This is a genomic window from Parabacteroides sp. AD58, from assembly GCF_023744375.2.
Classification (GTDB): domain Bacteria; phylum Bacteroidota; class Bacteroidia; order Bacteroidales; family Tannerellaceae; genus Parabacteroides; species Parabacteroides absconsus.
This window is the reverse complement of sequence record NZ_CP146284.1, coordinates 1,869,842-1,896,777: the sequence shown is the minus strand read 5'-3', so window position 1 is coordinate 1,896,777 and position 26,936 is coordinate 1,869,842. Positions and strand designations below refer to the sequence as shown.

Below are 26,936 nucleotides of genomic sequence, written 5' to 3'. Positions count from 1 at the left end.
ATAAAATCGTTACTAGATGTCTTCAACAGATGTAAATCAAAGAGTTAATTTTGCTTCGATAAAGAATTCTTTACCATATCCAGATTTCCTCGAAGTGCAATTGAAGTCCTTTAGAGACTTCCTGCAACTCGACACGCCTCCAGAGAAAAGAAAGAAGGAGGGTTTGTATAAAGTATTTGCTGAAAATTTCCCTATTGCAGATACACGTAACAATTTCGTGTTGGAGTTCTTAGATTACTATATTGATCCGCCTCGCTATTCAATAGATGAATGTATTTCCCGGGGTTTAACATATAGTGTCCCATTAAAAGCGAAATTAAAATTGTATTGTACTGACCCGGATCATGAAGATTTTGATACGGTTATTCAGGATGTATATTTGGGACCGATCCCATATATGACTGAACGGGGTACTTTCGTAATTAATGGTGCAGAACGTGTTGTGGTATCGCAGTTGCATCGTTCGCCGGGCGTATTCTTTGGACAAAGTGTGCATGCTAACGGTACGAAGTTGTACTCTGCACGTATTATTCCTTTTAAAGGATCTTGGATTGAGTTTGCTACTGACATTAATAATGTGATGTACGCATACATCGATCGTAAAAAGAAATTGCCAGTAACCACTCTTTTAAGAGCTATCGGTTTCGAAAGCGATAAAGATATTCTTGAAATCTTTAACTTGGCTGAAGAAGTTAAAGTAACGAAAGCCAATTTGAAAAAACTGGTTGGCCGTAAGTTGGCTGCTCGTGTGTTGAAAACATGGGTAGAAGATTTTGCTGATGAAGATACGGGCGAGGTTGTTTCTATTGAACGTAATGATGTGATTGTTGATCGTGAATCTGTTCTCGACGACGATAACATAGACGCAATTCTTGAATCGGGTGCACAGAACATTCTGTTGCATCGCGAGGACCAGAACTTGTCTGACTATGCAATTATTTATAATACGTTACAGAAAGACCCAAGTAACTCTGAAAAGGAGGCTGTGCTTTATATTTATCGTCAGCTGCGTAATGCTGAACCGGCTGATGAAGCCAGTGCCCGTGAAGTCATTACGAATCTGTTCTTCTCTGAAAAGCGTTATGACTTGGGCGATGTAGGTCGTTATCGTATTAATAAGAAATTAAACCTTTCTATCAGTGAAGATATTAAGGTATTGACAAAAGAGGATATCATTGAAATCATTAAATATTTGATTGAACTGATCAATTCGAAAGCGATTGTAGATGATATCGACCATTTGAGCAACCGTCGTGTTCGTACAGTCGGTGAACAATTATACAATCAGTTCGGTATTGGTTTGGCTCGTATGTCACGTACAGTCCGTGAACGGATGAATGTGCGCGATAATGAAGTATTTACTCCGATTGACCTGATTAATGCTAAGACGATTTCTTCAGTTGTTAATTCATTCTTCGGAACCAATGCTCTGTCTCAATTTATGGACCAGACAAACCCGTTGGCTGAAATAACACATAAACGTCGTCTGTCAGCCTTAGGTCCTGGTGGTTTGTCAAGAGATCGTGCCGGATTTGAGGTACGTGACGTTCACTATACCCATTATGGCCGTTTGTGTCCTATTGAGACGCCTGAAGGTCCAAATATCGGATTGATTTCTTCTCTTTGCGTGTATGCAAAGATTAATGATCTTGGATTTATTGCAACGCCTTATCGCCGTGTAACCAATGCTCAGGTAGATTTCTCTGAAGAAGGATTACAATACTATACAGCGGAAGAAGAGGAAGGAAAGATTATCGCTCAAGGAAATGCTCCGCTTGATGATGAAGGTCATTTTGTACGCGATAAAGTTAAAGCCAGATTGGAAGCTGATTTCCCGGTAGTATCACCGGAAGAGGTAAATCTGATGGACGTTTCACCGACACAGATCGCTTCAATTGCAGCGTCCTTGATTCCTTTCTTGGAACATGATGACGCGAACCGTGCATTGATGGGTTCTAACATGATGCGCCAGGCAGTACCTTTGTTAAGAACGGATGCCCCTATTGTTGGTACGGGTATTGAAGCACAGGTTGCGCGTGATTCGCGTACGCAAATTATTGCAGAGCGTGAAGGTGAAGTCGTATTTGTGGATGCGACTTGCATTAAGATAAAATATGACCGTACAGAAGATGAAGAATTTGTCAGCTTCGAAGATGCGGTTAAAACATATAATATTCCGAAATGGCGTAAGACAAACCAGTCTACAACCGTTGACTTGCGCCCAATTTGTCATCGGGGTCAACGCGTGAAAGCGGGAGATATTCTGACTGAAGGTTATTCAACTGAAAATGGCGAATTAGCTTTGGGTAAGAATGTTAAAGTAGCATATATGCCTTGGAAGGGATATAACTACGAGGATGCCATTGTGTTGAACGAACGTATGGTTCGTGAAGACTTCTTTACTTCAGTCCACGTAGATGAATACATCCTGGAAGTGCGTGAGACTAAACGTGGTATGGAAGAGCTTACTTCTGATATACCGAATGTAAGTGAAGATGCCACTAAGGATTTGGATGAAAGAGGTATTGTCCGGGTAGGAGCACGAATCGAACCGGGTGATATCTTGATTGGTAAGATCACACCGAAGGGTGAATCAGATCCATCTCCAGAGGAAAAACTGTTGCGCGCTATCTTTGGTGATAAAGCTGGTGATGTTAAAGATGCATCTTTGAAAGCAACTCCTTCTTTGCGTGGTGTGGTTATTGACACTAAGTTGTTCTCTAAAGCCGTTAAAAAGCGTAAAACAAAGGCTACTGAAAAGGCTGTTTTACCGAAGTTGGATGAAGAATACGAAGCAAAGATGGCTGAACTGAAGACCATTTTGGTTAATAAGTTAATGACATTAACTGATGGTTTGACTTCTGTGGGTGTTAAAGATTATATGAATTCTGAAATCATAGCGAAAGGTGCTAAGTTCACTCGTCGCGTTTTGGAAGAATTGGACTTTAATGCTATTCAGGTAAGCGCATGGACAAATGATGATGCCAAGAATGAGCTGATAAAACAAGTAATCTTGAATTATCTGAAGAAATATAAGGAATTGGATGCTGAGTTGCGTCGTAAGAAGTTTGACTTGACTATCGGTGATGAATTGCCTACAGGTATCGTTCAGATGGCTAAAGTTTACATCGCAAAAAAACGTAAGATCCAGGTGGGTGATAAGATGGCCGGTCGTCACGGTAATAAAGGTATCGTATCAAAGATTGTACGACAGGAAGATATGCCATTCTTGGAAGACGGTACTCCTGTAGACATCTGTTTGAATCCGTTAGGTGTGCCTTCTCGTATGAACTTAGGACAGATCTTTGAAGCTGTATTGGGTTGGGCAGGCCGCAATCTGAATGTCAAATTTGCTACGCCTATCTTTGATGGTGCATCTTTGGACGACTTGAATGCTTGGACTGATAAGGCTGGTATTCCACGTTATGGTAAGACTTATTTGTATGATGGTGGTACGGGTGAGCGCTTTGACCAACCAGCAACAGTGGGTGTGACTTACTTCTTGAAGTTGGGACACATGGTTGACGATAAGATGCACGCACGTTCAATTGGTCCGTATTCATTAATTACTCAGCAGCCATTAGGTGGTAAGGCTCAGTTTGGTGGTCAGCGTTTCGGAGAAATGGAAGTTTGGGCACTTGAAGCCTTTGGAGCTGCTCATGTACTGCAGGAAATTTTGACAATCAAGTCTGATGATGTAGTAGGTCGTTCTAAAGCTTACGAAGCAATTGTTAAGGGTGATCCGATGCCACAGCCTGGTATTCCTGAATCTCTGAATGTATTGCTTCATGAATTGAGAGGTCTTGGTTTAAGCTTGACTTTGGAATAATAAATCACATAATATTAAAGTAGGCGAGTCGTATATTGACTTGTCTACTTTTATCAATTGATAACTCTTTATAAACACAAAATATGGCCTTTAGAAAAGATAACAAGATAAAGAGTAACTTTACTAAAATAACCATTGGTTTGGCTTCGCCTGAAGAAATTTTGGAAAATTCAAGTGGTGAAGTGCTCAAACCGGAAACGATTAACTATCGTACCTACAAACCGGAACGTGATGGTTTGTTCTGTGAACGTATTTTTGGTCCTATCAAGGATTATGAATGTCATTGCGGTAAATATAAGCGTATCCGTTACAAAGGTATTGTCTGTGATCGTTGTGGTGTGGAAGTTACTGAAAAGAAAGTCCGTCGTGAACGTATGGGACACATACATTTGGTTGTTCCTATTGCTCACATCTGGTACTTCCGTTCTCTTCCTAACAAGATCGGTTATTTGTTAGGTTTGCCAACCAAGAAACTGGATGCCATTATTTATTATGAACGTTATGTAGTCATCCAGCCAGGATGTGTAGATACCGTTTCTGAATTGGATTTGTTGTCTGAAGAAGAATATCTGGAAATTCTGGATAATCTGCCAAAAGAAAATCAGCTGTTGGAAGATTCTGATCCAAATAAGTTCATTGCGAAGATAGGAGCTGAAGCCGTATATGATTTATTGACACGGCTGGATTTGGATTCGTTATCGTATGAGTTGCGCCATCGTGCCAGCACAGACAGTTCTCAGCAGCGTAAGAATGAAGCGTTAAAACGTCTGCAGGTTGTAGAGTCTTTCCGTGCTTCTAAGGGTAAAAATAAACCGGAATGGATGATTATGAAAGTAATTCCGGTTATTCCGCCAGAGTTGCGTCCGTTGGTTCCGCTGGATGGAGGCCGTTTCGCCACTTCGGATTTGAATGATTTGTATCGTCGAGTAATTATACGTAATAATCGTCTGAAGCGATTGATTGATATCAAGGCTCCTGAAGTTATTTTACGTAATGAAAAGCGTATGCTTCAAGAAGCGGTCGACTCTTTGTTTGATAATTCACGTAAGTCGAGTGCCGTTAAGACAGATGCCAATCGTCCGTTGAAATCTTTATCTGATAGTTTGAAAGGAAAACAAGGACGTTTCCGTCAGAATTTGCTGGGTAAGCGTGTTGACTATTCGGCTCGTTCTGTAATCGTTGTTGGTCCTGAATTGAAAATGCACGAATGCGGTCTGCCTAAAGGCATGGCAGCCGAATTGTATAAGCCGTTTATTATCCGTAAATTGATTGAACGTGGTATTGTGAAAACGGTGAAGTCTGCAAAGAAAATTGTAGATAGAAAAGAGCCTGTTGTATGGGATATCCTTGAATATGTAATGAAAGGCCATCCGGTGTTGTTGAACCGTGCCCCGACATTGCACCGTTTAGGTATTCAGGCGTTCCAGCCTAAATTGATAGAAGGTAAGGCTATACAGTTGCACCCGTTGGCTTGTACAGCGTTCAATGCCGATTTCGATGGTGACCAGATGGCTGTCCATTTGCCGTTAGGAAATGAAGCCGTATTGGAAGCTCAGATGTTGATGCTGGCTTCTCATAATATCCTGAATCCGGCTAATGGTGCTCCTATTACTGTGCCTTCACAGGATATGGTGCTTGGTTTGTATTATATTACCAAGCTGAGAAAAGGCACAAAGGGTGAAGGTCTGATTTTCTATGGACCGGAAGAAGCTACTATTGCCTATAATGAAAAGAAACTGGATATCCATGCTCCAATTAAGGTTTATGTCGATGATTTGGATGAAAATGGTGTGCTGGTAAAGAAGATGGTCGAAACATCTGTGGGACGTTTGATGGTAAATGAGTTTGTTCCTAAAGAGGTCGGTTATCTGAATGAAGTTTTGGGTAAAAAAGCATTGCGTGATATTATCGGTAAAGTAATCAAAGCTTGTGGTGTTGCCCGTACTGCCCAGTTCTTGGATGATATTAAGAATTTGGGATATTATATGGCCTTTAAAGGTGGTTTGTCATTTAATTTGGCAGACGTTCTTATTCCGCCAGAGAAAGACGCTCTTGTAAAAGAAGGTTATGACGAGGTGGAACAGATTATGGCCAATTATAATATGGGTTTCATCACGAACAATGAACGATATAACCAGATTATCGATACATGGACACATGTCAACAGTAAATTGTCAAATATCTTGATTAAGCAGTTGACTGCTGATAATGACGGATTCAACTCTATTTTCATGATGATGGATTCTGGAGCCCGTGGTTCTAAAGAGCAGATTCGTCAGTTGTCTGGTATGCGTGGTTTGATGGCAAAACCGCAGAAGAGTGGTGCAGAAGGTGGACAGATCATTGAAAACCCAATCCTTTCAAACTTTAAGGAGGGTTTGTCTGTGCTGGAATACTTTATTTCTACTCACGGTGCTCGAAAAGGTTTGGCAGATACAGCCTTGAAGACTGCCGATGCCGGTTATTTGACTCGTCGTTTGGTGGATGTTTCACATGACGTGATAATTAACGAAGAAGATTGTGGTACATTGCGTGGCTTGGTTTGTACAGAACTTAAGAATAATGAAGAAGTAATTGCTTCCTTGTACGAGAGAATTCTGGGACGTGTTTCAGTCCATGATGTAATCCATCCACTGACAGGAGAAGTTATTGTAAAAGCAGGAGAAGAAATCCGTGAGGATGCAGCGAAGAAAATACAAGAATCTCCGATTGAGAGCGTAGAAATTCGTTCAGTGCTTACTTGTGAATCGAAGAAAGGTGTTTGCGCTAAGTGCTATGGTCGTAACTTGGCTACCAATCAAATGGTTCAGAAAGGTGAAGTTGTTGGTGTAATTGCTGCCCAGTCAATCGGTGAACCGGGTACACAGTTGACACTTCGTACCTTCCACGTCGGTGGTATTGCATCTAATGTCGCAACCGAGAATAGTGTAGCTTGTAAATATGATAGTGCTTTGTTGGACATTGAAGAGTTGCGTGCTGTTGATGCTGAAGACAATGGCAAGAAATATAAGGTCGTTGTAAGCCGTTTGGCTGAAATGCGTTTGATCGATCCGAATACAAAGATCGTTTTGATGACAAATAATATTCCTTATGGTTCTAAGTTGTTCTTCAATAGTGGCGATCTTATTAAGAAAGGAGATGTTATCATCGAATGGGACCCGTTCAATGCCGTGATTGTATCTGAAGTTTCTGGTAAGATTGAGTTTGAAAGTGTCATTGAAAATGTTACTTATAAAGTAGAAAGTGACGAAACAACTGGTCTGAAGGAAAAGATTATTATTGAATCAAAGGATAAGACAAAAGCTCCTGCTGCTCATATTGTTGATGAGAATGGTAATTATTTGAAGAATTATTCGTTGCCGTTGGGTGCTCACGTTGTTAAAGAAGAAGGTGATTCGATCAAGGCTGGTGAAGTATTGGTTAAGATACCGCGTGCTGTAAGTAAGGCAGGTGATATCACCGGTGGTTTGCCTCGAGTTACAGAATTGTTTGAAGCTCGTAATCCATCTAATCCGGCTGTCGTTTCTGAAATAGATGGTGAAGTTGGATTTGGTAAGATCAAGCGTGGTAATCGTGAAATTACGGTAACTTCTAAATTAGGTGAAGTTAAAAAGTATATGGTTCCGCTGTCTAAACAGCTGTTGGTTCAGGAGAACGATTATATTCGTGCTGGTATGCCGTTGTCTGATGGAGCTATTACGCCTTCAGATATTTTGGCAATCATGGGTCCGACTGCAGTACAGGAGTATATCGTAAACGAAATCCAGGATGTATACCGTCTGCAAGGTGTGAAGATCAATGATAAACACTTTGAGGTGATTGTCCGTCAGATGATGCGTAAGGTTGAAATCGTTGATCCGGGAGATACACGATTCTTGGAACAGCAAGTTGTCGATAAGCTGGAGGTAATGGATGAGAATGATCGTATCTGGGGTAAGAAAGTGGTAACTGATCCAGGTGATTCTCAGACATTGAAGGCAGGTCAGATTGTCACTGCTCGTAAGTTGAGAGATGAAAATAGTATGTTGAAACGTCGTGATATGAAGTTGGTAGAAGTTCGTGACGCTATTCCTGCCACTGCAAACCAGATACTTCAGGGTATTACGCGTGCAGCATTGCAGACTAATAGCTTTATGTCTGCAGCTTCATTCCAGGAAACAACAAAAGTCTTGAATGAAGCCGCTATCAATGGAAAGGTTGATTACTTGGAAGGCTTGAAGGAAAATGTTATTTGCGGACATTTGATTCCGGCTGGTACTGGTCAGCGTGAGTTTGATAAGTTAATAGTTGGTGCAAAAGATGATTTTGACCGGATTATGGCTAATCGAAAGAATGTTGTTGATTTCAATGAAATGGATAAAGACTAAAATTCGTTATTGAAATATTTAAATTAAGGACAGGCTAATTTTCTTTTTAGTCTGTCCTAATTTTTTTTGGAGTAGCCAGTTTTTAAGAATCAATAGTTGAATATTTATTTATTTCGCAAAAATTAGAATAAACTGTTTATTTTCTTTGCTTATAATTTGGTCACTATAAATAATCTCCTTATTTTTGCAGTACAATAAGATTTTGATTAGCACTAAACACTGTTTCGTATTGAGCGTTAAACGAAACAGAGAAAACACAAAGGTATTTTTACATTGGTCTAAAGAATTGAGAATTAAAAACACAACTGGAAAGCGGCTGCTTGTGAAAGTAGCCGCTTTTGATTTATAAGTTGCTGAGTACGAAAATAGAAATTCTGCAGTGTTATACAATTCTTGTTTTTTTGCGTATTATTCCAATTAAGTGTGTATATTTGCAGTGTATAACTTTTATATTTAACAATCATGGAAGAAAATAAAACAACAAACAATGAAATCCAGGTAGAGCTGTCTGATGAAATGGCTCAGGGAACTTATGCTAACTTAGCCATTATCTCACATTCTGCTTCAGAATTTATCTTAGACTTTATTCGTGTTGTTCCGGGTGCTCCGAAAGCTCAAGTTAAAAGTCGTATTATTTTAACTCCGGATAATGCTCACCGTTTATATTTAGCATTACAGGATAATCTGAGAAAATTCGAAGAAATGATGACTGCAGGTAAAGCTCAGGCTGAAAATAAAACAGCAAATTTTCAGGATTTCGTTCCTAAAGGAGATGCTTGAAGAATTAAATAAAAGCATATGAAGGGTATATCGGTCACGATATACCCTTTTTTGTGTTATAAATATTCCTATTTGCTAATTGTTTATTGATTTTGCTGGATTTTTGTTATTTTATTTTTTATCTTTGGAAATCATTACTATAAAGCATATATCATGGATGAACAAATTAAACAAATTGCTGAGCGTCTGATCGGCTTGCGTGAAGCACTGGAGTTAACGCCAGAAGAGGTTGCCAAGACTTGTCATATTTCTGTTGAAGAATATAATCGTATAGAAAGTGGACAGGTGGATATTTCTGTTAGTGTATTACACCAGATTGCCAAAGCTTATGGAGTAGAACTAACTACATTGATGTTTGGAGACGAACCAAAGATGAACTCTTATTTTATTACCCGTAAAAATAAGGGAGTAGCTGTAGAACGAGTTAAAGCTTACAAATATCAGTCGTTAGCAGCTGGTTTTGCTCAGAGAAAGTGTAATCCTTTTATGGTGACTGTTCATCCTAAGCCTGAAGATGAACCTATATATCGAAATTCTCATCCCGGTCAGGAATTCAATTATGTCGTAAGTGGTAGGATGATGATTGAAATTAATGGGAAACAGTTGATTTTAGAGGAAGGTGATAGTATTTATTTTGATTCACAACAGCCGCATGGAATGAAAGCTTTGGATGGAGAGAAAGTTTGCTTCCTTGCTGTTATTTTATAATGTAAAAGATTATGTTAGAAAGATTTGTCGGTCAGACTTCTTTTGTTTCACAAGAAGACTTTAAAAAGAATTTTAAGGTAAAAGTACCCGAAAACTTTAATTTCGGCTATGATGTAGTAGATGCTTGGGCCGAAGAGGAACCTGAGAAAAAAGCTTTATGTTGGACAAATGATAAAGGGGAACATGTTGACTTTACATTTGCCGAAATGAAAAAATATACTGATCAGACTGCTGCCTATTTTCAGTCATTAGGAATTGGGCGAGGTGATATGGTTATGCTGATCTTGAAACGCCGTTATGAGTTTTGGTTTTCTATCATAGCTTTGCATAAATTAGGTGCTGTGGTTATTCCAGCTACACATTTGCTGACAAAGAAAGATATCATCTATAGAGCGAATGCTGCTGATATAAAAATGGTGGTGTGTGCTGGGGAAGAAGTTATTACCAAACATATTCAAGATGCTTTGCCGGAATCACCTACCATTGAGCAGGTGGTTTCTGTGGGTCCGTTTGTCCCTCCAGGATTTCATGATTTTCATAAAGAGTGGGAACAGGTGCCTGCTTTTGTTCGTCCTGTGCATGCAAACAGCAATGATGATATTTCTTTGTTGTATTTTACTTCAGGCACCACAGGTAATCCTAAAATGGTAGCACATGATTTTACTTACCCGCTGGGACATATTACAACAGGTTGTTATTGGCACAATTTACATCGTGACAGCTTGCATTTGACAATTGCTGATACAGGCTGGGGTAAGGCTGTTTGGGGTAAATTATATGGACAGTGGATTGCTGGAGCAACGGTCTTTGTTTATGATCACGAAAAGTTTACACCTGCTGATATGCTTCGCATGATCCAGGATTATAAGATAACATCTCTTTGTGCTCCTCCAACTATTTTCCGCTTTTTGATTCGTGAAGATTTAACGAAATATGATTTATCTTCATTACAATATTGTACTATTGCTGGTGAGGCTTTGAATCCGGCTGTCTATGAGACTTTCTATAAATTGACAGGTATTAAGTTGATGGAAGGATTTGGACAAACCGAAACGACACTAACGATTGCCACTTTCCCGTGGATGGAACCAAAACCTGGTTCTATGGGAATGCCTAACCCGCAATATGAAATAGACTTGGTTCGTCCGGATGGTACATCTGCAGAAGATGGCGAACAGGGACAGATAGTGGTCCGTACGCAGAATGGTAAACCATTGGGTTTATTTAAAGAATATTATCGGGATGCGGAACGTACACGAGAAGCTTGGCATGACGGATTGTATTATACTGGCGACGTGGCATGGAGAGATCAGGATGGATACTACTGGTTTGTTGGTCGTGCTGACGATGTGATCAAAAGTTCTGGATACAGAATTGGCCCGTTTGAAGTAGAAAGTGCTTTGATGACGCATCCGGCTGTCGTAGAATGTGCCATAACAGGTGTTCCAGACGAAATCCGAGGGCAAGTAGTAAAGGCTACAATTGTTTTATCAAAAGAATATAAGGATAAGGCCGGTGATGCTTTAGTTAAAGAATTGCAGGACCATGTAAAACGGGTGACTGCTCCTTATAAATATCCACGTGTGGTTGAGTTTGTAGACGAATTGCCTAAAACTATTAGTGGAAAAATTCGTCGTGTAGAGATTCGGGATAAAGATCATCAGGTAAAATAAAAACAGAATCAGTTAAAATGAGAAATTTCACTTGTGTACAAGATTTAGGGGATTTACAACAAGCCCTTAAAGAAGCGTTTGAGATTAAAAAGGATCGTTTCCAGTTTTCTGAGTTAGGAAAGAATAAAACTCTATTGATGGTTTTCTTCAACTCGAGTTTACGTACTCGTCTGAGTACCCAGAAGGCTGCTATGAATTTGGGTATGAACACGATTGTACTGGATGTAAATCAAGGTGCGTGGAAATTGGAAACAGAACGTGGCGTCATTATGGATGGAGATAAATCAGAGCATCTCTTGGAGGCAATTCCAGTGATGGGCTGTTATTGTGACGTCATTGGTGTTCGTTCGTTTGCTCGTTTCGAGAATAAAGCAGATGATTATAATGAAAAGATATTGAATCAGTTTATTCAGTATTCCGGACGTCCAGTATTTAGTATGGAGGCTGCTACACGCCATCCGTTGCAGAGCTTTGCCGATTTGATAACAATCGAAGAATACAAGAAAACGGCTCGTCCAAAAGTTGTTATGACTTGGGCTCCGCATCCGAAAGCTTTGCCTCAGGCTGTTCCTAACAGCTTTGCGGAATGGATGAATGCGACTGATTATGAATTTGTCATTACTCATCCGGAAGGTTATGAATTAGATCCGAAATTTGTAGGTCATGCCAAAGTTGAATATGATCAGAAGAAGGCTTTGGAAGGGGCTGATTTTGTTTATGCAAAGAATTGGGCTGCTTATCAGGATCCGAATTACGGTAAGGTGATAAATATGGACCGCAGCTGGACGGTTGATACAGAGAAAATGGCTTTGACGAACAATGCCTATTTTATGCACTGCCTACCAGTCCGTAGGAATATGATTGTAACAGATGATGTTATCGAAAGTCCTCAGAGTATAGTTATCCCTGAAGCTGCCAATCGGGAAATTTCAGCACAAACCGTCTTGAAGAAAATTTTGGAAGGTTTAAAATAATGGCAAAATGAAGATAACGCATTCTTAAGAAAAATCTTAAAGGATGCGTTATCTTTTTATTTATAATTGTTCAATATCTTCACTGCTTAAACCGGTAGCTTGTTTGATTTGCTCTATGGGGATTCCTATTGCTTTTAGCTTTTTCGCTATTTCCCGTTTTTCTTCAGCTTTCCCTTCAGCCATACCTTCTATTCGTCCCTCAATTTTTCCTTCTGCTCGACCTTCTATTTTACCTTCCAGTTTGGCCGAATTTAAGACATCGTTTTGTATCATGATTGCATTGATATGCTCATCATAGGCATGTCGTTCTTCGGAACTCATATTATAGTATTGAAGCTTTTCTTTCGCTTCCACCAAACCAGGAGTTGTTGTGTCAGGACGAATGACTCCGTTTTTTAAGTAACTGATCCATTCTTCCAATGGGGTTTTAGCCACCTGATTGAATTCGTTGACACGAATCAGGTAATATTCAGGAAATATTTTAGCCGGTAATTTATGAATAATCGCATTTTCCTGTTTGGTCGAAATAACCAGTTCGTCTTTGGTGTGTACTCCTATAAAATGGTTTTGTCCGTGATATAAATAGTCACTTCCTTTTCCGATATCAAAATACAGGATACTGATGGAGTAGATTTTCTTAACGGCTTGGTATGATTGTCCGAGCGTTATATGTTCGGTAATCGCTTTTGCTACGCCGTAAAGAATTCTTTCCAGATAATACAATTCTCTTGTATTCTGGATTTCTACAATAATAATTTCATCTTTGCTGTCTTTGGCTTTGATGTCTACGCGATTGAATTTGTCATCTTCCGATTGTTGATTTCCTTCACTCTCTAAGATTTCCAGGATGTGAATAGGTTCTTCCAATAACACCGTAAGTAAACCTTCCAGGACAGCAAAATTGGCTTTATCCCGGAGCATTCTCTTCATCGCCCAGTCGAAACGTACATATTTATCCATTGCTATAGTTTTTTGGTTTCCTACAAATTTATGTATTCTTTTTTGATACTCGGCTTTATTTCCTGATTTATTTTAGTCCATTAGCTTAATTTCTATACAATTAAGGCCGATTTAGCGGATGAAGTTTGTATTGGTACGAGCTTCAAAGGCCGGCGGATTGATGCCTGCCTGCTTCCCGGCTTCAATGCATTTGAGCAGCCATGCCATGTTTCTGCCAAGAATACGCATGGTTTGTAAACCTTCGATGTCTTGAGCTACCTCTTCTGGAGTATTTCCATGTACCGTATTCCAGTAATTGGAAGACACGACAGGCATATTACTGATGGTAAAGTATTTATTCAGTTGGTCGAAAGTGGTAGAAGAACCGCCTCTTCGGCAACTGGCGATAGCGGCCGCTGGTTTGTTAGCGAATAATTTGGCACGTCCGTAGAAGGCACGGTCCATAAATGAAGTCAGTGCTCCTGTAGCAGAGGCAAAATGAACGGGTGATCCAAAGATGAATCCATCAGCCTGGGTAACTTTTTCTAAAAACAGATTTACTGAATCTTCCATGCAGCAGCGACCTGTTTCCAAGCAATAATTACAGCCCATACAGCTAGAAAGCGGGCGAATACCAATCCAGAATATTTCCGTTTCAATACCTTGTGCTTGTAATTCCTTTTCTATTTCTTGTAGAGCGGTGAAAGTACATCCTTTGTGATGTGGGCTTCCGTTAACTAATATAACTTTCATGGACCTTATATTTATGAGGTAATTTATATAATGACAAAAAAGCGAGAAAAGTATTATTCTTTTCCCGCTTTTCTTTGAGCCTCTTGTCGGATTCGAACCAACGACCCCGAGATTACAAATCACGTGCTCTGGCCAACTGAGCTAAAGAGGCAGATGGGTAAGCTTGCTACATCGCGCCGCTACAACCAAGTACCCTTGCTACGGTCAAGTCCTGGGGGATTCCGAGGGAGCTTGCCGTGTAGGACTTACCCGAGTGCAAAAGTAGATATAATTTCTGAATCTGCAAGGCATTTTTCCTCATTTCGTTTTATTTTAGTGATAAGTGCTTGACATATCTGATATTATATCTATGTTAAAATATGTATCCTATTTCTTTGAAGTCCCTTTTTCAAGGTTTGATTTGTAGAATTTCCAGGATTTTGTGGAATATTTCTGTATTCTGATAAGCTCCACAGAACTTGGATGAGCCCGGACCGTAAGCAAAGACTGGCACCATGATAGGTGTGTGATCGTCGGTCATGTAACGGGCTGTGATTTTCTTTTTATCTACGTTTCCGTCAACCAGTGTCAAGCCTCCGGTTTCATGATCGGCAGTTACGATTACCAATGTTTCTCCATTCTGGTCGGCAAATCTGAGGGCTTCGGCTACGGCCTGATCAAAACTAAGCGTTTCCAGAACGGAGCCGGGCAAGAAGTTGGCATGGCCGGCATAATCTACTTTCGCTCCTTCAATCATCAGAAAGAAACCTTTGCTGCCGGCGTTCTTCAATTTCTGTATCGCTTTCTGGGTAGCTTCTGCCAGAAGAGGCAAACTTTTTTCAGTGGTAGCTTTGCCCATCCGTTCGTCCACACAGATTTCCTTGTCTCCATTAGTATTCATTTCATCGACCGAGGTAGAGATGACATATTGTTTGGCTAATTCTTCTTTGAGGTTGATGCCGTCTTTCCTGTCTGTAAGGGTCGACATTCCGGAACCGTTGAGCAAGGATAAATTCCCTTTCAATAGCCAACGGGTAATTTCGTCGGTTTGGTCTCTTTCTGTTGTATGTCCGTAAAAGGCCGCTGGGGTTGCGTCAGCTATATTGCCCAAGGTTACGATACCGCAGGCATACTGTCGTGGTGCCAAAATCTCAGTTAGGGAAGGATTGATGCTTCCGTCTTCATTGGCACTGATATAACGGTTACAAGTCGGCTGTCCGGTCGCTATGGAGCTGCCGGCTCCGGCTGAGTCGGTTGTATATTGATCTTTTGCTTGGGTCTTAAGCAGGCCGATGTGTTTCAGTTGCAACATAGTCAATGCCTGGTTGACTGTCTGGGCGGCGCAGATTTGTGCCAGTCCCATGCCATCACCTATCATAAGGATAATATTCTTGGGAGTTCGATCGGCATTATCCGATTGGAAAGTTGGCTGATAGATTTCAACCGGCTGATTCAAGTAACTGGAAGATTGGTCAAACCCCTCAAAAGAACGGGTTGCCTTGTCCAAACGGGTTGCACTGGCCTTTTCTTCCGAAACTTGGACAACTGTTTTTTCTGCCAGTTGCATATTCTTACGGTCGAAGTCCTTGAAGAAGTCTGAGCACAGTTCTGGTTTGTCGGTATTGATAATATCGATTCCCATGTCATGAAATGTATTCCAAGCCGTTACCCCGTCGGGTGTTCCCCAAAAGCGGACCGGTTTTCCCCAGTTGTGTACTTTATGGATGACTTGGTTGATTTTATCTTTTTCTGGAGCAATGATGGCACCTTTTCCGTTCCAGTGTGAATATTTGTCGAACGAATCACTGACTAGTCCGATTCGTTCCAATTGTTCCGGCGTGTAGTCATATTGAGGTCTTCCGTCGAAAAAGATAAAATCCGGATAGTTCTTGAAATCTTCCGGTTTCGGTGTATTACCTGTGATCAGCACTTTTACGGCTTTCGGATTGACCGACGGGTCAAATACTTCGGGATATTGTTGGAGTTTCTTTACCAATAGATCCAATGTAGGATGTTCTTCCGTCTTCAGGTCAATCATCAGTTGCAGCGTATGATCGTTATCGGCCCAGGGTTTTCCCTGATTACGTTTGAACTGGGTTACAATCGGGTTGATGTAAAGCTCGTCGATGGTTAAAGCAGTCGGCAGCTCGTCCCGATCGTGAGCAACCAGCAGCCCCGTCTCGTCGGCATTTGTATAAATATCGGCTTCAATGGAATATACCTGTTGTGAATAAGCCTGGTAAAAAGGAACACGCTGGCAGTAATCATTGTGTGAATGAATATAGATGCGGGATTGCGCAAATAGCGATCCGGCAGAACTGACTGCAATAAGAGCCAGCAGGCTCCATCTTTTGTACATGTTTTTTAGTTGCATTTGTTTATCTGTTTTTAGGATGTAAAGTAAATGATTTTTTATCAACGGGCGATGACTATCAGGTTACATCTTCGTGACAAGATTTTATTCGAAGCTGTTCAGCTTTGTTTTCTGGCAAATTTATAGTAAAAATCGGATATGCGGATCAACTACTTTTGATAAAAAGTAATATGTCGTCAATTTGTCAGTTTTTTCTTTCATTATTAGATAAAGAGTACGGCTAATGGAATCATTTCTTCTCCTATTTTTGTTTTTCACAGACACAATGAAATCCGGAAGATGAGGCGGTTAAGATGTTTTTTGATTACGGCCTTTTTACAGCTGACTGATATTTTGTATTTTTGCATCCATATTTCTAAAACTTAATAATAAGAATAAACACAATGGGTGGTTTTTTCGGTACTATCTCTAAGTCGGCCTGTGCTACTGATTTGTTCTATGGTACGGACTACAATTCACATTTAGGAACCCGTCGAGGCGGTATGGCTACATACGATAAGGAAAATGGGTTTACACGTTCGATTCATAATCTGGAAAATTCTTATTTTCGCACCAAGTTTGAGGCAGCTCTGCCTAAATTCGTAGGAAATGCAGGTATTGGTATCATCAGTGATACAGATGCCCAACCAATCGTTATCAATTCTCATTTGGGTAAATTCGCGATTGTTACGGTTGCTAAGATCAATAATATTGACGAGCTGGAAAAAGAATTGCTCGATCTCAATATGCATTTTTCAGAATTAAGCTCGGGTAAGACCAATCAGACAGAACTGGTTGCTCTTTTGATTACACAAGGCAAGAATTTCGTAGAAGGTATTGAAAATGTTTATAACCGGATCAAGGGTTCTTGTTCGATGCTGTTGCTGACGGAAGACGGTATTATTGCCGCCCGTGATAAATGGGGGCGTACGCCGATTATTATCGGAAAGAAAGACGGCGCCTATGCAGCTACCAGTGAGTCAAGCAGTCTGCCGAACTTAGGATATGAAATAGATAAATTTGTCGGACCGGGAGAGATCATCCGCCTGCGGGCCGACGGATTGGAACAGATGCGGAAACCGAACGAAGGTATGCAGATTTGTTCTTTCCTGTGGGTTTACTACGGTTTCCCGGTTTCCAGCTACGAAGGGAAAAATGTGGAGGAAGTCCGCTTTGCCTGTGGATACAAGATGGGCCAGAAAGATCATTCGGAAGTAGATTGTGCCTGCGGTATTCCTGATTCAGGAGTAGGTATGGCGTTAGGATATGCAGAAGGAAAAGGAGTGCCTTATCATCGTGCCATAGCCAAATATACCCCGACCTGGCCGCGCAGTTTTACGCCGTCAAACCAGGAGATGCGTTCGCTGGTAGCTAAGATGAAGCTGATTCCGAACCGTTCGATGTTGGAAGGCAAGCGGATTCTGTTCTGCGATGATTCTATTGTCCGTGGAACCCAGTTGCGTGATAACGTAAAGATCCTGTATGATTATGGAGCAAAAGAAGTGCACATGCGTATCGCTTGCCCGCCGTTGATTTATGGTTGTCCTTTCATCGGATTTACTTCATCCAAGAGTGATCTGGAATTGATCACACGTCGTATTATTAAAGAACTGGAAGGCGACGAAAACAAGAATCTGGACAAGTATGCAACAACCGATTCTCCGGAATATAAGAAAATGGTTTCTATCATTGCTGAGCGTTTTGGTCTGACTTCTTTGAAATTCAATACGTTGGAGACGCTGATTGAAGCGATCGGATTACCTAAATGCAAGGTATGTACGCATTGTTTCGATGGAAGCAGTCATTTCTAATCCATGATAAACTCTTGGATAAGAGACTGTAATTAATTAAAAATAAATAAGCTTTCGTTTGCATCACCCGGGTGAATTAATTGATTCATATAGCTGAATTGATTGATTCACCCGGGTGATCTGTTTAATTCACTAAGATGAATCAATTAAAAGTAAATCAATTTTTACGTAAATAGTCTTTCGTTTTTCCTTTGTTGATACAAACTTTTCATTAACTTTACCGCGGATTTGATCAGAAGATCAGACGTCTTGTGCCATGAATAATATCAGTTTCAGTGGATTATATACGGAGTACTATAAGCGGTCATTCCTGTTTGTGAAGTCGTATGTCCGCGATGACAGGGTGGCCGAAGATATTGCTTCAGAGGCTTTGATACAATTATGGGAGACTTTGAAGACGGAGACGGTAAATACGCCATTGGCCTTGCTGACGACTATCCTGAAGAATAGGGCACTGAATTACCTGAAGCATCAGGCCATCGAATGGGAAGCGATGGAAAATATCTCCGATAAACAGATGCGGGATACTTCTTATCGGATTGCTACTTTGCAGGCTTGTAATCCGGAAGAGATGTTTTCTTCTGAAATAACCCGGATATTGGAGGATACATTGGCTTCTTTACCCGAACAGACACGTCAGATCTTTATCATGAGCCGTTATGAACAGATGTCGGTGAAGGAAATAGCCGAAACCTTGCACTTGGCTCCCAAAAGTGTGGAATATCATATTACCAAATCATTGAAAGTCCTTCGCGTTGCCTTGAAAGATTATTTGCCTTTGCTGATCTGGTTCTTGTAAATTTAAGCAAACGAAAGTAAACTTTCTTTTGAGTTTACTTGTTCTGAAATAAAAAGCTTTATGGATCGTACCATTAAAACACAGGTGCGCCAGTTGTTGATGGCCTGTTTCTTAGGCTTTTCATTGGGCGCGAAGGGACAAGTGGAGTTAATCTCTTCAGATACATTGCGGATAGATTCATTGCGGGTCGAAGAAATCAAGGTCGGATATGCCGTCGGAAGCCAGCAAACCGTATCGGGGGCTGTCGATAAGGTTTCTGAAAAGCGGATGAATAAAGGATTTGTAACGACACCCTTGGAAGCTTTGAGCGGACAATCGGCGGGTGTCAGTATCTCTTCAGGAGAAAACCGGGCAGCGATGCTGTCGTCGGTACGTGTCAGAGGAACAACTTCTCTGACGGGAGGAAATGATCCCTTGGTAATTATTGACGGGGTATCGGCTGATCTGAGTGCATTGAATACGATTTATCCGGCCGACATTGAGAGTTTCACGATTTTGAAAGATGCGTCCGAGACTGCCCAATACGGATCTCGGGGTGCTTCCGGCGTAATTGAGGTGGCAACCAAGAAAGGGAAAAGTGAATCTTTTCGGGTAAGTTATACGGGAAATTATGGCATTCAGTCGGTTTACAAGAATCTGGAAATGCTTTCTGCCGATGAATTCCGGGCAGTAGCACGGCAACTGAATGTGGATATTCTGGATTTAGGCAACCAGACGAATTTTCCCGAAGAGATTACTCGTTTGGGAGTCATGCAAAATCACCATATCGCTTTTGGAGGCGGGACGAATACAACCAATTACCGAGCTTCTATCGGTATGATGGACCGGAAAGAAGTGGTGCAGAATAATGCGTATCAGAATTTTACGGCGAAGGTGAATCTGTCGCAGAAAGCCTTTCAGGATCGTTTTCAGTTGGATATGGGTTTGTTCGGTTCTTTGCAGAAGAATAATTACCTGACGGATGAACAAAAGACCTTCTATTCGGCGGCTACATTCAATCCGACTTTCCCAAATCATCGGAACGTGAAAACAGGCTCGTGGGATCAGATTACGAATGCCAGTCAGATCACCAATCCGTTGGCTTGGCTGGAGGTGCAGGATGATGAATCGAATGCCCATTTTAATACGCACATGAAACTTTCTCTGTTGCTGAACCGGCATCTGACGTTTTCTGTTTTTGGCTCGTATTCTTATAATGTCATAGAAAATTCGCAGTATCTGCCTACTTCGGTCTGGGCACACGGACAAGCTTACAAAGGGGAAAACAAGACGGAAGACTTGCTTGGCAACATGATGTTGAGCTATGCTAATACCTGGGGAAAGCATAAATTGGATGTCCTGGGATTGGCGGAAGTACAGAAAAAGATTCTGACCGGATTTTATACTACTGTGACCAACTTTACTACCGACCAGTATGGATATAATAACTTGCAGGCTGGTGCTGTCCGCTTGTGGGAAGGAACAGGTTCGTTTTATGAATCACCCCGGTTGGCTTCTTTCCTGGCCCGTATTAACTATGTGTATGACGGAAAGTATGTCTTGACGGCCAATGCCCGCGCGGATGCTTCGTCGAAAGTAGGAGAGAATAACCGTTGGGGATTTTTCCCTTCTACATCACTGGCGTGGATCTTGTCGGAAGAAGGTTTTCTGAAAGACGTCTCGTTTCTGAATAATCTGAAACTGCGTGCGGGTTATGGTGTATCGGGTAATTTAGGAGCCATTGATTCGTATAACTCTTTACAGTTAATGAAACCGAATGGGGTTGTTTCGGTAAACGGAGCACCTACGGTTACGATGGGTGTGATCAGAAATGCCAATCCGGATTTGAAATGGGAAGTGAAGCGGACGGTCAATGTCGGGCTGGATGCCGGTTTCTTCCAGAATCGTCTGATCTTGGCTGCCGATTATTATCGGGCTAAAACGAGTGATATGTTATATCTGTATGATGTGGGTGTACCACCGTTTGCCTATAATAAGTTATTGGCCAATTTAGGCTCGATGGAAAATAGTGGAGTCGAACTGGGCTTGGGCATCACTCCGCTTCAAAAGAAAGATATGGAACTGAATATTAATGTGAATGTTGCTTTCCAGAAGAATAAACTGTTATCGTTGAGCGGTATGTATAACGGACAATATATGTCGGCACCGCAATATACGCCGATAGCCAGCCTGAACGGAGCCGGTTTTCACGGTGGAAACAATCATATTGTATATCAGATAGTAGGAGAGTCGTTGGGTGTTTTCTATTTGCCGCATTGTACCGGATTGGTGGAACAGGCCGACGGCAGTTACCGGTACGAAGTGGCGGACTTGAATGGAAATGGGGTAAATCTGGAGGATGGAGAAGACCGTTATGTAGCAGGCCAAGCTACACCTAAGGCGACGTTGGGCTCGAACTTCAGTTTCCGATACCGCAACTTCGATATCTCCCTGCAGATGAATGGCGCTTTCGGACACAAGATTTATAATGGAACGGCACTGAGTTATATGAATATGGGAAGTTTCCCGGACTATAACGTCATGAAAGGTGCTCCCGAACAGCGGATCAAAGACCAGACCGCTACCGACTATTGGTTGGAAAACGGAGACTATGTCAATTTTGATTATCTGACAGTTGGCTGGAACGTACCTTTGGGGAAACTGAAGAAATATATTCGGTATTTGCGCTTGTCTGCGTCTGTAAATAATTTGGCAACCATAACCGCTTATTCTGGTTTGACGCCAATGATTAATAGTTCGATTGTGAACAGTACACTGGGAGTTGACGATAAACGGAATTATCCGGTGGCCCGTTCGTATTCAATCGGTTTGAATTTCCAATTTTAATGTTTGTCGGGTATGAAGAAGTTCAGTTTGTTTCTATATATAAGTAGTCTTTTCCTGTTAATGGGATGCAGTAAATTCTTGGAAGAACATCCGCGTGATCAGATTTCTGAAGAAGAAGCCTTTGATACGCCAGCCAATATTTATCTGAATACAGTAGCTACCTTATATAATTATATAGGAGGAAATAGTGATAGTCAGGGTCTGCAAGGAACGTATCGTGGCGTATACGACTTGAATACGTTTACGACGGATGAGGCCATGCTTCCGACACGAGGCGGCGACTGGTACGACGGTGGTTTTTGGCAAGGATTGTTCTTGCATCGTTGGGGAACGAATAATTACGCGATCCAGGCGACCTGGGAATATCTGTATAAGGTGATCGTATTAAGTAATAAATCCCTGGAAATCTTACAGACCTTGCAGAAACAACATCCGGAGTACGAGTTGTCACCTTATTTGGCGGAAGTCCGGGCAATCCGTGCCTTATACTATTATTATTTGGTCGATCTTTTCGGGCGTGTGCCGTTGGTGTTGTCGTCGTCTACGCCGATGCAAGATGTAAAACAAAGCGAACGGAGTGAGGTTTTCCGGTTTATCGTGGATGAACTTCAGGCTGCATTACCCGATTTGAGTTTGGAACGAAGTAATTATCCGGGTGATTATTACGGACGGGTAACGCGCCCGGTGGCATTCTTTCTGTTGGCTAAACTGGCATTAAACTGCGAAGTCTATTTGCATGACCGGTGGACGACTACCGCCCGCCCGGATGGAAAGTCGATTTATTTTCAGGTAGGCGACCGTTCCCTGAATGCCTGGCAAACAACGATGGCATATTGTGATTCACTGGCAGTCTGTGGCTACCGACTTTCTCCTGCTTATACCGATAACTTCAAAGTCTATAACGAAGGTTCGGAAGAGAACATCTTTACCATTCCGATGGATAAGAATTTATATACGAATCAAATGCAGAATCTTTTCCGTTCCCGTCATTATAATCATGCCAAGGCGTATGGACTGGGAGGCGAGAATGGATCGAGTGCTACTATCGAAGCCCTTCAGACATTTGGTTACGGAACGGATTCTGTCGATACCCGCTTTGATGCCTGCTATTTTGCGGGAGTTGTATTAGACTTGAACGGTGATACGGTTCGGTTGGATAATGGAACGGTCTTGGAATATCTCCCTTGGGATATTCAGCTGGATCTTTCAGGACTGGCAGCCGAGAAGACGGCTGGAGCGCGGATGAAGAAATACGAAGTAGATAGTCAGGGAACGAAGGACGGAAAATTATCTGACAATGATATTGTCCTTTTCCGGTATGCGGATGCCCTGCTGATGAAGAGTGAGGCCAAAGTGAGAAACGGTGAGAATGGTGACAGCGAACTTAACGAAGTACGCCGGCGGGCAGGCATGCCGGAACGGAAAGCCACGCTTGAGAATATTCTGGCAGAACGTCAGTTGGAATTGGCTTGGGAAGGCTGGCGCCGACAAGACTTGGTTCGCTTTGGTCGGTTTACGAGGACATATAGCAGTCGCCCGCAGTTACCGCAAGAAGAAAATGGTTATACCACTGTTTTCCCGATTCCCGACAATGTACTTACACTGAATAAACAGCTGACACAAAACCCGGGATATTAAAGAAAGACCCGGAAAAAGAGAAAAGCCCTTCGAATCTCTCCGAGGGGCTTTTCTATGTGAGTTAATTCCACGAAAAAGATTCGTGAAGTTTAGAACAAATCTAATTCTGCAATAGCTACTACCTGACCTCCGGCGGCGATACGGGTGGCTTCTATTTTAACGAAGCGGGCTGAAACCGGTTGCTGGAAGTAATGCTGGCGTTTGGTCGGGTCGTTGATCAGATTACCGAATTCAAAATCTTCAACCTTTTTCCAACTCTTGCCATCAGCACTAACATAGAATACTCCTTTTTCCATCATACCTTCGGCATTGACAGTCTGCGGTGTGTAAGCAAATCCCCTGAGCTCGCGTGGAGTTCCTAAGTCGATAGCGATAGACTGCCTGTTGCCTGGCTTGGATAACCAATAGGTAAGAGGCTGTTCATCGAAAGCTAATGTGGCAGCATGCTCTTCTGTTTCGCTGCTAGCCGAGATTAGTTTCCAGTCTTGTTTGATCCATCCGAAATGATCTGACTGCATGGCACCTTCCATCCCATTTAATACAGCAAAGGCCTTTACTTCTCCATTTTCCATCTGGAACGGTTTTGTGTATTTTGTGGATGAAGTAGTCGGAGTACTGCCGTCTGTTGTATAATAGACGGTATATCCTTGACTCAAATTCTTAGAGGCATTTTCTCCGTATTGATTCCATTGGAAGTCTTGCAGTTTGGGCTCAATACGAACATTTCCGGCGAGATCCCGGATAAAGTCCAACTGAGGCGGACGTGCCTGATAGTGATGAGCCGTGATGGTATGGATAGCCGGATTCGCCCGGTTTTCCAGGAAACGGATGCGAATCTTGTCCGTAGTCACATCCGGGAAACGGAGGATGCGTTTGTATCCGATATTGGTCGCTTGGGCAATTTCTTTCCACTGGCCGTCAATCCAGGCATCTACCGCATGTTTCTCAACTCGTTCACTATGCGAAGCGATGGCTTCCTGCAAGAGCAAACGATTGAATGTAATAAGTTGAGGTGTCGAGATTGTGATCTCTTTCTTCTTTCCATCCAATTCGACATAGGTATTCTCGTCATCGTCCAAAACTTCTTTTGGGCCTTTGGCTCCTTCCAATAAGTTCGTACCGTAAGTCTCCCGGATCCGTTTCCCGGCTTCCGTCAGCGAAGCCACGTCGGCTGGTGAGAAACGTCCGTCGCGATTGGGAGGAATATTCAACAGGAAGGTGGAATTACCGCCAACAGCACGCTCGTAAATATCAAACACATCGTCAGCACTTCTAACTTTCTGATGCGTATCGTCGCGGTAGAACCAGCCTTCGCGGATGGAGGTATTCGTTTCAGCCTGTTGGTAATGCAAGTATTTCGCTTTATACAATACCTCGCGACTGCCCAGGTCTTTATCCATCATATCTACGAAAACCGTAGCTGTATCCGGATTGTGCGGATAAGTAATGACGTTCCATTCGGTGTCTCGGGTTTGTCCTGCTTCATTACCGCACCAACGGACATCTTCACGGCCAAAGATAACGGCTTGCGGAGCCAGCGTGTGAATCAATTCCTTCCAGGCGGTATAGTTATACCGTTGTCCGCCTTTCCGCTTCGGATGAGCTCCGTCGAACCATACTTCATAAATAGGACCGTATTCAGTCAGCAATTCAAACAACTGGTTGAGGAAATACTCATTGTAATCATCCACCTCAAACTCAAATTTAGTCTGGTTGGCAAACGGGCGGCCAGGAACTTCACGCGGAATCGTCCTTTTGGTATATTTACTCAGGTTCCCGTATAGACCGTCTGGACTTTCTATCTGGAACAAATCAGCTGGAGAAAGATAAATACCCAGTTTTAATCCATATTTCTGGCAGGAAGCCGATAAGTCTCTTAGGACATCTCCCTTCCCATTCTGAAATGGACTCGACATAATTCCATGAGTCGTGTAACGGCTTTGCCATAATACAAAACCATCGTGATGCTTTACTGTCAGAATAACCATTTTCATACCGGCTGCTTTCAGGGTTTCACACCACTGGTCTGTATCCAGATTCTTCAAGTTGAAGACTTTTGGATCTTCCATGCCAGTTCCCCATTCGCGGCGGGTAAATGTATTGGGACCGAAATGGATAAATGCTATGTATTCATTATGAAGAGCTGCCAACTGGTTTTCCGTTGGAACCACGTGAGCTGCTTTTTCGATAATCATTTCTTTGCTATCGGTAGGCTCGATTGGAATCGTGTTTTGAAACGCCATCTGGTCTTGCTGCTTTGAGCCGCAAGCGGTCAGTAATAAAGTGACACTTAATAAACTCCAAATATTCTTCATCCCATTTTTGTTGTTTAAGTTTGCAATCCGTTTTTATTTGTTAGAACAAAGAAACGGAATATCAGTCATTTCTCCTAATACGAAACAGGCAAAATATACAAGAAAATCGACCTCTTGATTTTTTTTCTGAAAAAAGTGGATTTTTTGTTCAGGGGTTTTTCAGGTTAAATTGTCATATTAATGAAACGGATAAAAAAGATGGATTACGAATTATTACAGCGATATATTGAAGGACGAGTAACGGCAGAAGAAGCAGAGCAAGTTGTCGATTGGCTGGATGCGGATGAAGCGCATGTAAAGGAGTTCATGGCTTTACATAAAGCATTCGACATCTCCGTGATGAACCAATCGGCAGCCCAGATGCTTCAGAAGCGGGCAAAGCAAATGAAGCTTCGTTCGGTTGGCATAGAATTGGCGAAGGTTGCAGCTGTGATTTTGTTGGTATTAGGAATTCAGTATGGGTGGGAGTTCAGACAACCTGAAAGAGATGTAGAAGAGAAACCTCTATACCAAACTTTATATGTACCTGCCGGACAACGGGCTGAACTGATTTTACCGGATAGTACAAAAGTGTGGCTGAATGCCCATTCCAAATTAGTTTATCCATTATCTTTTCAGAAAGATACTCGTTCGGTGGAACTTTCAGGAGAAGCCTTTTTTGAAGTTCGTCGGAATGAAAAGGTTCCATTTGTCGTAAAGACTTCGAAAGTGGATGTAAAAGTATTGGGAACTGAATTTAATGTTTTAGCCTATGAAGAAGAAGCTGACTTTGAAGTGGCTTTATTAAAAGGAAGTGTCTTACTGGAATCATCAAGGTGGCGGGAACCTCATTCGATGAAACCTGGAGAGATGGTTTATTCCAAGGACGGGCAATATTATTCGGAATTTATTCAGAATCCAGATTATTTCAAATGGAAAGAAGGTATGATCTGTTTCCGGAATGAACCGATTTCCAGAATTATGGATAAGTTGTCTTTGTATTTTGATGTGAAGATACAGCATCAGAACCAAGCCTTTTTGAAGGAACGTTATACGGGAAAGTTCCGGAGCAAAGACGGAGTGGAACAGGTGTTGAAGGTTTTACAGATGGAACATCATTTCCATTATGTAAAGGATAACGAACAGAATGTAATAACAATAAAATAAAGTGCCTATGGATAAATGAACGAATAAAACAAGAAGCCGGGTAATG

Annotated in this window: 15 protein-coding genes and 1 tRNA gene; 11 read left to right on the top strand and 5 right to left on the bottom strand. The window is 41.8% G+C overall.

Annotated features, from left to right (window positions below; all coding sequences use genetic code 11):
• The first annotated feature begins 16 nt into the window (after positions 1–16).
• From rpoB to NEE14_RS08240, 6 genes are all read left to right on the top strand, one after another.
• A complete protein-coding gene (rpoB, locus tag NEE14_RS08265) occupies positions 17–3,829 on the top strand; it encodes a DNA-directed RNA polymerase subunit beta (RefSeq protein WP_251967777.1) in 3,813 nt (1,270 codons plus the stop codon).
• 83 nt (positions 3,830–3,912) lie between these two features.
• Positions 3,913–8,196, top strand: a complete 4,284-nt coding sequence (gene rpoC / locus NEE14_RS08260; protein WP_251967778.1) for a DNA-directed RNA polymerase subunit beta' — start codon at positions 3,913–3,915, stop codon at positions 8,194–8,196.
• Positions 8,197–8,658: 462 nt separating this feature from the next.
• A complete protein-coding gene (locus NEE14_RS08255; protein ID WP_251967779.1) occupies positions 8,659–8,976 on the top strand; it encodes a DUF3467 domain-containing protein in 318 nt (105 codons plus the stop codon).
• 153 nt (positions 8,977–9,129) lie between these two features.
• A complete protein-coding gene (locus NEE14_RS08250; protein ID WP_251967780.1) occupies positions 9,130–9,684 on the top strand; it encodes a helix-turn-helix domain-containing protein in 555 nt (184 codons plus the stop codon).
• Positions 9,685–9,695: 11 nt separating this feature from the next.
• Positions 9,696–11,357, top strand: a complete 1,662-nt coding sequence (locus NEE14_RS08245; RefSeq protein ID WP_251967781.1) for an AMP-binding protein — start codon at positions 9,696–9,698, stop codon at positions 11,355–11,357.
• Positions 11,358–11,374: 17 nt separating this feature from the next.
• Positions 11,375–12,331: an N-acetylornithine carbamoyltransferase gene (locus NEE14_RS08240; protein ID WP_251967782.1), complete on the top strand. Its 957-nt coding sequence runs from the start codon at positions 11,375–11,377 to the stop codon at positions 12,329–12,331.
• A 60-nt stretch (positions 12,332–12,391) separates the two neighbouring features.
• Here NEE14_RS08240 and NEE14_RS08235 read toward each other — a convergent pair whose 3' ends face one another.
• The 4 genes from NEE14_RS08235 to NEE14_RS08220 form a co-directional block, all read right to left on the bottom strand.
• The gene (locus NEE14_RS08235) at positions 12,392–13,291 is read right to left on the bottom strand and encodes an Rpn family recombination-promoting nuclease/putative transposase (protein ID WP_251967783.1); all 900 of its coding nucleotides are present in this window, start codon (positions 13,289–13,291) and stop codon (positions 12,392–12,394) included.
• Positions 13,292–13,402: 111 nt separating this feature from the next.
• Positions 13,403–14,023, bottom strand: coding sequence for a flavodoxin family protein (locus tag NEE14_RS08230; RefSeq protein WP_251967784.1), 621 nt, complete (start codon positions 14,021–14,023; stop codon positions 13,403–13,405).
• Between the two features lie 77 nt (positions 14,024–14,100).
• A tRNA-Thr gene (locus NEE14_RS08225) sits at positions 14,101–14,174 on the bottom strand.
• A gap of 237 nt (positions 14,175–14,411) precedes the next feature.
• Complete coding sequence (locus tag NEE14_RS08220; RefSeq protein ID WP_338578835.1) at positions 14,412–16,361, bottom strand: alkaline phosphatase; 1,950 nt, start codon at positions 16,359–16,361, stop codon at positions 14,412–14,414.
• A gap of 398 nt (positions 16,362–16,759) precedes the next feature.
• On the opposite strand from NEE14_RS08220, the gene NEE14_RS08215 reads away from it, so the two are divergent.
• From NEE14_RS08215 to NEE14_RS08200, 4 genes are all read left to right on the top strand, one after another.
• Positions 16,760–18,166: an amidophosphoribosyltransferase gene (locus NEE14_RS08215; protein WP_251967786.1), complete on the top strand. Its 1,407-nt coding sequence runs from the start codon at positions 16,760–16,762 to the stop codon at positions 18,164–18,166.
• Positions 18,167–18,422: 256 nt separating this feature from the next.
• Entirely contained in the window at positions 18,423–18,965 is a 543-nt protein-coding gene (locus NEE14_RS08210) for an RNA polymerase sigma-70 factor (RefSeq protein WP_251967787.1), read from the top strand.
• A gap of 60 nt (positions 18,966–19,025) precedes the next feature.
• Entirely contained in the window at positions 19,026–21,791 is a 2,766-nt protein-coding gene (locus NEE14_RS08205) for a SusC/RagA family TonB-linked outer membrane protein (protein WP_422394690.1), read from the top strand.
• A gap of 12 nt (positions 21,792–21,803) precedes the next feature.
• Positions 21,804–23,429: a RagB/SusD family nutrient uptake outer membrane protein gene (locus NEE14_RS08200; RefSeq protein WP_251967788.1), complete on the top strand. Its 1,626-nt coding sequence runs from the start codon at positions 21,804–21,806 to the stop codon at positions 23,427–23,429.
• Positions 23,430–23,518: 89 nt separating this feature from the next.
• Here NEE14_RS08200 and NEE14_RS08195 read toward each other — a convergent pair whose 3' ends face one another.
• Complete coding sequence (locus tag NEE14_RS08195; RefSeq protein ID WP_251967789.1) at positions 23,519–25,744, bottom strand: alpha-L-fucosidase; 2,226 nt, start codon at positions 25,742–25,744, stop codon at positions 23,519–23,521.
• A gap of 180 nt (positions 25,745–25,924) precedes the next feature.
• Here NEE14_RS08195 and NEE14_RS08190 point away from each other — a divergent pair, with 180 nt between their 5' ends.
• A complete protein-coding gene (locus NEE14_RS08190) occupies positions 25,925–26,890 on the top strand; it encodes a FecR domain-containing protein (protein ID WP_251967790.1) in 966 nt (321 codons plus the stop codon).
• Positions 26,891–26,936 lie beyond the last annotated feature (46 nt).